This is a genomic window from Anaerovibrio sp. (assembly GCF_024697385.1).
Classification (GTDB): domain Bacteria; phylum Bacillota; class Negativicutes; order Selenomonadales; family Selenomonadaceae; genus Anaerovibrio.
This window is the reverse complement of the sequence record NZ_JAILFV010000187.1, coordinates 1-8818: the sequence shown is the minus strand read 5'-3', so window position 1 is coordinate 8818 and position 8818 is coordinate 1. Positions and strand designations below refer to the sequence as shown.

8 protein-coding genes are annotated in these 8818 nt (G+C 38.2%); 5 read left to right on the top strand and 3 right to left on the bottom strand.

What is annotated here, in order from left to right; translation table 11 throughout:
* Positions 1–146: 146 nt before the first annotated feature.
* The 3 genes from K6C05_RS09860 to K6C05_RS09850 form a co-directional block, all read right to left on the bottom strand.
* Complete coding sequence (locus tag K6C05_RS09860; RefSeq protein ID WP_296734240.1) at positions 147–788, bottom strand: DUF805 domain-containing protein; 642 nt, start codon at positions 786–788, stop codon at positions 147–149.
* 139 nt (positions 789–927) lie between these two features.
* Positions 928–3303 (bottom strand): homocysteine S-methyltransferase family protein, encoded by a 2376-nt coding sequence (locus tag K6C05_RS09855; RefSeq protein ID WP_296734236.1) that lies wholly within the window; start codon positions 3301–3303, stop codon positions 928–930.
* A 139-nt stretch (positions 3304–3442) separates the two neighbouring features.
* A complete protein-coding gene (locus K6C05_RS09850) occupies positions 3443–4117 on the bottom strand; it encodes a vitamin B12 dependent-methionine synthase activation domain-containing protein (RefSeq protein ID WP_296734234.1) in 675 nt (224 codons plus the stop codon).
* Between the two features lie 216 nt (positions 4118–4333).
* Here K6C05_RS09850 and K6C05_RS09845 point away from each other — a divergent pair, with 216 nt between their 5' ends.
* The 5 genes from K6C05_RS09845 (at position 4334) to K6C05_RS09825 (ending at position 8501) form a co-directional block, all read left to right on the top strand.
* Positions 4334–5092, top strand: a complete 759-nt coding sequence (locus K6C05_RS09845) for an AAA family ATPase (protein ID WP_296734232.1) — start codon at positions 4334–4336, stop codon at positions 5090–5092.
* Positions 5085–6080 carry a ParB/RepB/Spo0J family partition protein gene (locus tag K6C05_RS09840; protein WP_296734230.1) on the top strand — a complete coding sequence of 332 codons (996 nt, stop codon included), beginning with the start codon at positions 5085–5087 and terminating at the stop codon, positions 6078–6080. Before K6C05_RS09845 ends, K6C05_RS09840 begins: the two co-directional genes overlap by 8 nt.
* 24 nt (positions 6081–6104) lie before the next feature.
* A complete protein-coding gene (locus tag K6C05_RS09835; protein WP_296734228.1) occupies positions 6105–6611 on the top strand; it encodes a DUF4446 family protein in 507 nt (168 codons plus the stop codon).
* Between the two features lie 561 nt (positions 6612–7172).
* Positions 7173–8099 (top strand): M23 family metallopeptidase, encoded by a 927-nt coding sequence (locus K6C05_RS09830; RefSeq protein WP_296734224.1) that lies wholly within the window; start codon positions 7173–7175, stop codon positions 8097–8099.
* 12 nt (positions 8100–8111) lie between these two features.
* Positions 8112–8501, top strand: a complete 390-nt coding sequence (locus tag K6C05_RS09825; protein ID WP_296734221.1) for a polymer-forming cytoskeletal protein — start codon at positions 8112–8114, stop codon at positions 8499–8501.
* The last annotated feature ends 317 nt before the right edge of the window (positions 8502–8818 follow it).

The window sequence follows — 8818 nt, the reverse complement described above, 5'->3', positions numbered from 1 at the left end:
GTCATATAATTGTTGCGTAAAATATTTTGTTTGTGCATACTTATATTTTACACCAAGAGCGTGGTCTTGCGAGACTGCGTTCTTATTTTTTTGTACAAAAAAGGACTGCCGACTAATTTCTTAGTGCGACAGCCCCTTTTTTTTAATTATTGCATACCCAATGGATCATCACCATATTTGTTAGGACCATATGTTCCTTTTGCAAAAAGGAAATAAAGAGCAATTGCTATATTAACAAATGGTATAAAGAACAGGAGAGTTAACCAACCTGACTTATCCAAATCATGAGCACGCTTTATAGAGTTAAAGAAGGATAATACTATCAGTGGTAAAGATATTAAATATCCAAATACTACGGCAGCATCTTCAGAGAATCCAATTAAAGAGAGGAAGACAACAAGGAATCCAGAAATTAATCCACTGCCAAAACCGATGGCCAGACCCCGCAGGAAATATCTCTGTCTATTTAAACGGCCGTGATATGTAGTCCATTTAAATGCTTCAGCCAAACCTGTGTATACAGCATTAGGATCCTGGAAATTATTACCTTGATAGGCATTACCCTGATTATTATAAGGTGGGTAATTATTAGGTTGCTGACCATATGGTTGATAATTGTTTTGACTATTCATTTGTGGAGCTGTACTCGACTGGATAGGTGGTACTGCTGGGTTGCTTTGATATTCTTGCTCTGCCGGCATATCGTTATCGAGTTTCTGTCCACAATTTGGGCAAAAGGTAATATGGTCATCTACCTGCTCACCACAATTAGAACAAAATTTTCCCATTTTTTCATCTCCCTTGATAATATGAGTTAATAAAATATATAATTTAGTCTAGCATAAAATCATTAATGGTTCAATATAATAGTATTCATGATTTTAATTAAATATTTAGGTAAAAGAAAATGTTTCACGTGAAACATTTCTATTTTTTTATTATTTCATTAGCTATGTTAAGGGCTATAACAGCATCCTTGGCATAATAATCCGCACCTGCTTCATCTGCATAATCCTGTGTCAGTGCTGCTCCTCCTACCATAGTTTTTGATGGTGAACCTGCTTTGTTTAACTGACGAATTACCTCGTCAATCTCTGTCATCGTGGTAGTCATAAGGGCGCATAAGCCTACAATATCTGCATCATTTTTTATGGCAGCTGCAACGATTTCTTCTGCAGGAACATCCTTTCCCAGATCAATTAGCTTGAATCCACTGTTTTCCAAAAGAGCGCCAACGATATTTTTTCCCAGATCGTGTATGTCCCCCTTGACAGTTGCCAGGACTACAGTTCCCTTTTCATTGTTTTCCTTTGCAGGATACTTGACTTTTAAAACATCAAAGGCATTTTTCATTGCTTCTGCAGAGAGTAAAACCTGTGGTAAAAATATCCTTCCAGCCCCAAAATCAACCCCAATATCATTCATTGCGGCAGTTAGTGCCTTTTCTGTTAACTCTGTAGGATCTATATTATCCTTAAGTGCATTTTCTATAAGCTCCGGAATAGCATCTGTATCACCGTCAATTATTGCCTGTTTTACGGCATCAACAGGAGATAGCTGTGTATGCTTTGCAATGGCAGCTTTTTTTGGTGCTGTAAGGTTGTTTTCATTTTTACTGTAAGCTATTCCGTTTGGATCTTTTCCCAAGAGTGCCATACTTGCCAAAAGAGCATTTTGCATTTGATCATCATATGGATTCATAATAGGTGCATCTAATCCCTCTGCAAGGCACATGGAAAAGAAGGTGCTGTTCATCAGGGGACGATTTGGGAGCCCAAAAGAAATATTGCTCAATCCCATTGTAGAAGGATATCCGTATTTGGTGCGATACATTTTTAATGTATCAAGAACGTGATTGCAGGCATATTGGTCTGCTGCAATAGTCATTACAAGAGCATCAAGAAGGAAATCACCATCCCTTAATCCTGCTTTCTTTGCAGCATCAAGTATTGTATCCATTACAGAGATACGGTCTGCAGCAGTTTTTGGTATTCCTTCATCAGTTAATGGAAGACATAATATTGCAGCACCATATTTTTTTGCCAGGGGAATAAATGTGCGCAGTCGTTCTTTTTCTGCACTTACTGAGTTGATTAATGCTCTTCCGGGATATGCCCTAAGACCAGCTTCCAATACCTCTGGGTCACTAGTATCAATAATTAGTGGGGCATCAGTAAGCTGAGAAATTTCGGTAATTGCTTTTTTCATTGCTTGTGCCTGGTTAATTCCACCAACACCCATGTTAATATCTAATAATTGTGCCCCGACTTTAACCTGGTCGATGGCTTCTTTTTTGACGGAGAGAAAGGACCCTTCCTTGATTTCAGCGGCAAGCTTTTTACGCCCCGTTGGATTTATACGCTCGCCAATTAATACCGTAGGTAGTTCTTTGTCGATTGTCACGGTTTTGCTTCGGCTGGTCAGCATGAGCCGACGGCGCAATGGTTTAAATTCAGGCTCCTTACAGTCTTTTAGTGATTCTTTTAGCGCTGCTATATGTGCCGGAGTTGTACCACAGCAACCACCAATATAGGTCGCACCTGCCTGCACTAAGTGAGGAGCCCATTTCCCAAAATCCTCAGGGCCCATAGGAAAAGTTGTTTTTCCGTTAATTAGTTGAGGAAGTCCGGCATTTGGCTGGACACTGATGGGTTTTTCTGTATTTTCAGAGAGCATCTTTACAATTGGAACAAGCTGTTCCGGTCCAAGGGAACAGTTTACACCAATTATGTCGGCACCCATCCTGTCCAGTGTAATGGCAGCAGTCTGCGGGTCAGTACCTGTTACAGTTCTACCATCCTCACTGTAGGAAAGCTGACATATTACAGGTAGGGTAGTAACATCCTTTGCTGCTAACAGGGCAGCGCGCATCTCCTGTAGATCAATAGATGTTTCTATGATTATATAATCGGCACCAGCTTCATATAATGCTGCTGCCTGAAGCTTATAATTTTCATAGGCATCTTCAAAATCAAGGTCTCCCAGTGGCTTTATGAATTTACCGGTAGGGCCCATACTGCCAGCTACCCTTGCCTTGTTTTTTGCCGCAACTTTAGCGGCTTTTACTGCTGCTATGTTTATTTCACGGGTTTTATTCTCCAAATTATAGTGGCTTAATTTAATCGGAGATGCACCAAAGGTGTTGGTTTCTATTATAGTTGCTCCTGCATCCACATACTTTTTGTGAATTGCTGTGAGAGCCCCGGGGTTATCTATACATAGCAGTTCCGGGCAGTATCCGGATGGCAACAGACCCTGCTGCTGTAAAATTGTCCCCATTGCTCCATCAAATATATGAATCATAAAATCAATCCTTTTTAATACAATTAATATAGTAAAAATAGCACAATATATTCTTTATTCTATATTAGTAAGGCAAGTAAAATATATTTTTACTGTGGTTTAATTACTAATGTCAGTATACTTTGTGTCTGTTTTGTTTTCAAGTTTTTACCCTGGAAGGACAATCTGTTTTGTTACAGGATGAGCAGCCTTTGTTGCTGATATCCATGATGCATTCGTTAGCTTCTTCATATAATCCTATTAATGCTGTAATTGATTTTCTGGGTTCCAGCATCATTGATTCTGTTAGGGATATGCCAATTGCTTCTGCTTGTACTGCCTTTACTATTTCTGGTTGTTGCTGAATTGGCCAATCGCCATAGCCCGGACTAAACCGCCATTTCATGTTATATCCTTGTTTTACCACCTGATTTTTAATGGCTTTTTCCATTTGATCTGCACTTTGTTCCACAGCAGCAGTAGCTGCAGCATCTAAAATTAGTGATAAGCCATATTTTCCTTCCTTAAATAAAGAGGTTATTTTATTTTCTATTTCAATTCCTACTGTTACAGCAATCAGTATTACTTTTTTACATCCCGTTAGATGCTTTTTTATAGAATTTCCCTTAAGCTGAAATTCAGGCGAAGCCTTTATTGTTTGAGATATTTCATCATAATCATATTGTTCCCAAATCCCTCTTGGATTGATTATCAGTCTTGCCAACTCGCATGCCTCATCTATTATTTTATCATCAAAGTTTGATTTTTGGAGTCCGGCATAGCGTTTAGCTTCCTTGCGGTCAATATCTAATATTTGAGAATTAAAGATTGGCATATTATCACCTCTTCAATACAAATTGTTTCACGTGAAACAATTTGTATTATATTATGAAGAAAATATAAAAACAATTACTTTTGGATATCGAAAAAAAAAGTTATTAATGGTACAATATATGGTGGGATTAAAAAAGGCCTCTTTTTTTAATCAATGAGAGAATGTAACCATAAAAGATGACGAGAATTTTATTAGTGAAATAAGGTCGGTGACTAAATGGGTAAGGTAATTGCTATTGCAAATCAAAAGGGTGGCGTAGGCAAGACCACTACTTCTGTAAGCTTAAGTGCTGCATTGGCAGAAAAAAACAAAAAGGTATTATTAGTTGATTGCGATCCTCAGGGGAATGCAACAAGTGGTTTTGGTATAGATAAAAAAGAGCTTAACAGCAGTATATATAATGTAATAATTGATCGGTGGGCAATCAAGGATATAATTTTGGCGACAGATTACAAGATTGATATTGCACCATCACAAATTGACCTGGCCGGAGCAGAGGTGGAGCTGGTTGATGGTGAAGGCAGAGAATACAGATTAAAAAATGCAATTGATGGCATAAAGGATCAATACGATTATATAATAATTGATTGTCCTCCGTCATTAGGTTTTCTTACATTGAATTCATTGGCAGCTGCTGATTCTGTTTTAATCCCGTTACAGTGCGAATTTTATGCTTTGGAAGGCTTGTCACAGTTACTTAATACCATCGATATGATACATAATCAGCTGAATGTTTCCCTGGAATTGGAAGGTGTATTAATGACGATGTATGATTCCCGTACAAATTTGTCTGAACAGGTGGAAGAAGAGGTGCGCAATCATATTGGTGACAAGGTTTATCAAACAACTATTCCAAGAAATGTAAGACTTAGTGAGGCACCTTCCTATGGATGCCCGATTTTTGCGTATGATCCTTCTTCGAAGGGTGCATTAGCATATATGGCTCTGGCACAGGAGGTAATAGATCATGGCTAAGAAAAAAAGTGGACTTGGAAGAGGCTTAGGGGCTTTTGGTTTGCCTGAGCCATTACAGAACAGTAAAAATGATAAAAAAAAGGTGCAGCCAGTATCTCCGAGTGATGAAGATGTAAGCATTCAGGAAATTGATATAAGTAAAATAACTGTCAATCCACATCAGCCTCGAAGTGAGTTTGATGAAGATGCTTTAAAAGCGTTGCAGGAATCAATCAAACAATATGGAGTTTTGCAGCCTGTCTTAGTGAGAAAAACTCCAAAAGGGTTTGAATTAATTGCCGGAGAGCGTAGATTGAGGGCATCAAAGCTAGCCGGACAAAAGGTAATTCCAGCTGTTATTAAAGAATATAACGATGCACAAATGACAGAGATCGCATTGATAGAAAACATTCAACGCGAGAATCTGAATCCTGTTGAAGAAGCTCATGCGTATCACCACTTGCTCACAGATTATGGATTGACGCAGGATATGCTTTCCAAAAAGGTGGGGCGTAGTCGTTCTCATATTGCAAATTTCCTGAGACTGTTAAAGCTGGCACCTGGTGTGCAGAAAAAACTGATTAATAATGAGCTTTCTATGGGGCAAGCCAAGCCCTTGTTGATTATTGAGGAAGATAGCTTGCAGGAAAAGGCTGCAGAATTTATAATAAGTAACGATTTATCTGTCCGAAAAGTGGAAGCATTGGTAAAACAGATTGTTAAGCATCCCGATTTCTTTGAGGAAAAAGAGTCTGATCCTAAGGGGCATGATACAGATCCAGCCACATTATACCTTCTGGAAGCAGAAGATAAGCTGAAGATGTTTTTTGGAACAGCAGTTCGGATAAAAGGATCAGGGAAAAGGAAAAAATTAGAAATAGAGTTGAGCTCTCAGGAGGAGCTTGAAAGAATTTTGACACTAATAGCGGATAAAGTAACAATGCAGGATAATGCCACCAAATTAGCAAAGCTCAGGGAATATTCCACCAAGGGGAAATTTAGTGTCTAATAAAATTAAGGGAGTTTTATGTAAATGGAAAATACTGATTTGATGAAGTTTATTGTAAATAATCTAAGTTATGTAGTTACTGTTTTGGTCATCATGATGATCATTATGTATGTATTGATGATAAATCTTTTTTATAACATTAATTATATGAAAAAACGTTATAAAAAGATGATGACCGGAGTCGATGGTGCAAATCTTGAGCGTATGATTATCGGATGTATAGATGATGCTGCTGAAGTGGGAAAGGAAAATCAGCAAATAAAAAAGGACATAGAGGATATTAAGGCGCTGCTACAGCAGGCTATTACCAAGGTTGCAGTGGTGAGATTCAGAGCTTTTGAGGATATGGGCAGTGATTTGAGTTATGCTGTTGCTATGTTGGATTCAGATAATAATGGTGTAATTATGTCCAGTATTTTTGGTCGGGAGGATTCAAGGAGCTATGTTAAACCTGTTACAGAGGGTAAATCTTCCTATCCGCTGACTGATGAGGAATCAGATGCATTAAGGCAGGCCATGAGGCAGTCCTGATAACGATTGATTAAATGAGTGAATTTTTAATATGGCTGTCTCTTTTAAGGAGACAGCTGTTTTTTATGTAACAAGAGATTTTATAAAAACAATTATGACATTATTAAATTTATAAAAAACTATAATGTGTATAAAAAAATAAAGGTAAAAGTATATATTTTTTTGTATTTAAAACTAATAGCTTTTAAAATAAATAGGAATTATTTCCTGCGGACAAATGATTTAAATAGGAGTATAATAATTTTACTTCCCTGTGGATTATATGATATAATGTAACGACCATGAAGGATGGAATTAATTTTCATTTTTGTCATGAAATGACAGATAATTGTTACACAGAACATTTAGATAATATATATGAAATAAAACGGGGTTCAAGATGTCTCCTTTCTTTATAATTGGGAGGCAGTAACCTATAACTGGTAAGAGCTGTTCCCGTCCTCTTAAGGTGGGAGGGCGGAATGGTGATAACTGGTTGTGCGCATACCTTTTGCCCCGTTGAAACGCTGATATGAATAATAAGCGTTATAAGTGCTTTTTAGTGTTTGGGGGATTTTATTCTTGGATAAGAAGGGCAATAGTGTAGATAGCCGGGAGTACACTATCAAGATTATACCTCATCAGGGTTCTGATGTTCATAGTATACACTTGCCTATATTGTGGATTAAAGTAGCAGCAGCCTCTGTTTTTACGGTTTTGCTGTTATTGGCAGGTGCCTTCAGCTATTCTGTATATAGCAGTTATTCACTGCGTAATGAGGCGTCTCAGATTGAAAAATTAAGAGAAGCCAATTCTCAGCAGCAGGAGCAGTTATTGGAGCTTTCCAAAAAGGCCAATGACTTACAGAATGAAATAGAACAGTTGGGCCAGGTAGAAAAAGAGGTAAGACAGCTATCAGGTATAGCTGATGAGGTACCGGTAGATAATTCAGATGATGTCAAGCATGATGGTCAGGGTGGGCCAATAAAAAAGTTAGCTGTTCAGGATGTTAGCTTTGCATTAGATGATGTGGAGCAGAGGGTAAATAATCGTAGAGCAAGTCTTCTGAAGTTGCGGGATATGTTGCGGGAGCAGCATAAGATTGTTTCCTATCAGGAAAGTGCAGCTGCAGCTACACCGTCTATATGGCCAGCCAGTGGAGATGTAAGTTCACCTTATGGCTTGCGCTGGAATGGAAGTGATTTTCATCCAGGTATTGATATAGCAAACGATATCGGGACTCCTATTATGGCAGCAGCGGATGGTGTTGTCACAGTAGCCGGTTGGAATTCCGGTGGCTATGGTAATATGGTTGATATTGACCATGGAAATGGTATCATGACGCGATATGGGCATGCACAGCAGGTAGTGGTCAGTGCCGGCCAGACCGTAAAGAAGGGGCAGATTATTGCGTATATGGGAAGTACAGGATATAGTACAGGTCCTCATCTGCACTATGAGGTTCGGGTTAATGGGCAGGCAGTGAATCCTGCAGCTTATATGAGGTAAAGGAGTCATTTTATGTTTGGGTCAGTAAAAAAACAGTTTGATAATGCACACAACAATGATATTGAGACTATTATTGGTAACAATACTGTTATCAAGGGAGAAATATCAGGAAGCAGTAATTTGCGGATTGATGGTAATGTGGAAGGCAGCATATCGATTTCAGGTTGTGTAGTTATTGGCCCATCCGGTGATGTTCATGGCGATATTAATGCAGATGATCTTGTAGTGTCAGGCCGTGTTGAGGGAAATGCAACTATTGAAAACTGTCTCTCTGTACAGTCTACTGGTCAGCTTATTGGTGATGTCAAGGTTGGATCACTGAAGATTGATGATGGTGGAATTTTTAAGGGGCGTAGTGAAATGACACTAAAAAGCAATCTGGTTCCATCTGAGGCGTTATAACGAGCTTTAAGGTGTCCCCTTCCTATTTAGGTGGGGGAAAACAAACTACAACAGCTGGCGAGCATATCTCCTAGCTCGTTGAAACGCTAATTGGAAGATTTTTCTTCTAAAGAAGAAAAATTTGAACAATGGCGTTATAATGTACTAAAGTTATTTTGGTATGGTGGGTTGATGATTTAGCTATTTTGTGTAGTTGTATATAGAAAATGAAAAATTCAATATTTTTATTAAAAATCTCCAGTTGTTCTGGAGATTTTTTGTTTTAATGTATACCGAAAAACAATACAATACATAATTATTATGACATATTATACATA

Bases quoted from the DNA above. Each gene is read 5' to 3' on its own strand.
- K6C05_RS09860 (WP_296734240.1), bottom strand. From the start codon at position 788: ATGGGAAAATTTTGTTCTAATTGTGGTGAGCAGGTAGATGACCATATT.
- K6C05_RS09855 (WP_296734236.1), bottom strand. From the start codon at position 3,303: ATGATTCATATATTTGATGGAGCAATGGGGACAATTTTACAGCAGCAG.
- K6C05_RS09850 (WP_296734234.1), bottom strand. From the start codon at position 4,117: ATGCCAATCTTTAATTCTCAAATATTAGATATTGACCGCAAGGAAGCT.
- K6C05_RS09845 (WP_296734232.1), top strand. From the start codon at position 4,334: ATGGGTAAGGTAATTGCTATTGCAAATCAAAAGGGTGGCGTAGGCAAG.
- K6C05_RS09840 (WP_296734230.1), top strand. From the start codon at position 5,085: ATGGCTAAGAAAAAAAGTGGACTTGGAAGAGGCTTAGGGGCTTTTGGT.
- K6C05_RS09835 (WP_296734228.1), top strand. From the start codon at position 6,105: ATGGAAAATACTGATTTGATGAAGTTTATTGTAAATAATCTAAGTTAT.
- K6C05_RS09825 (WP_296734221.1), top strand. From the start codon at position 8,112: ATGTTTGGGTCAGTAAAAAAACAGTTTGATAATGCACACAACAATGAT.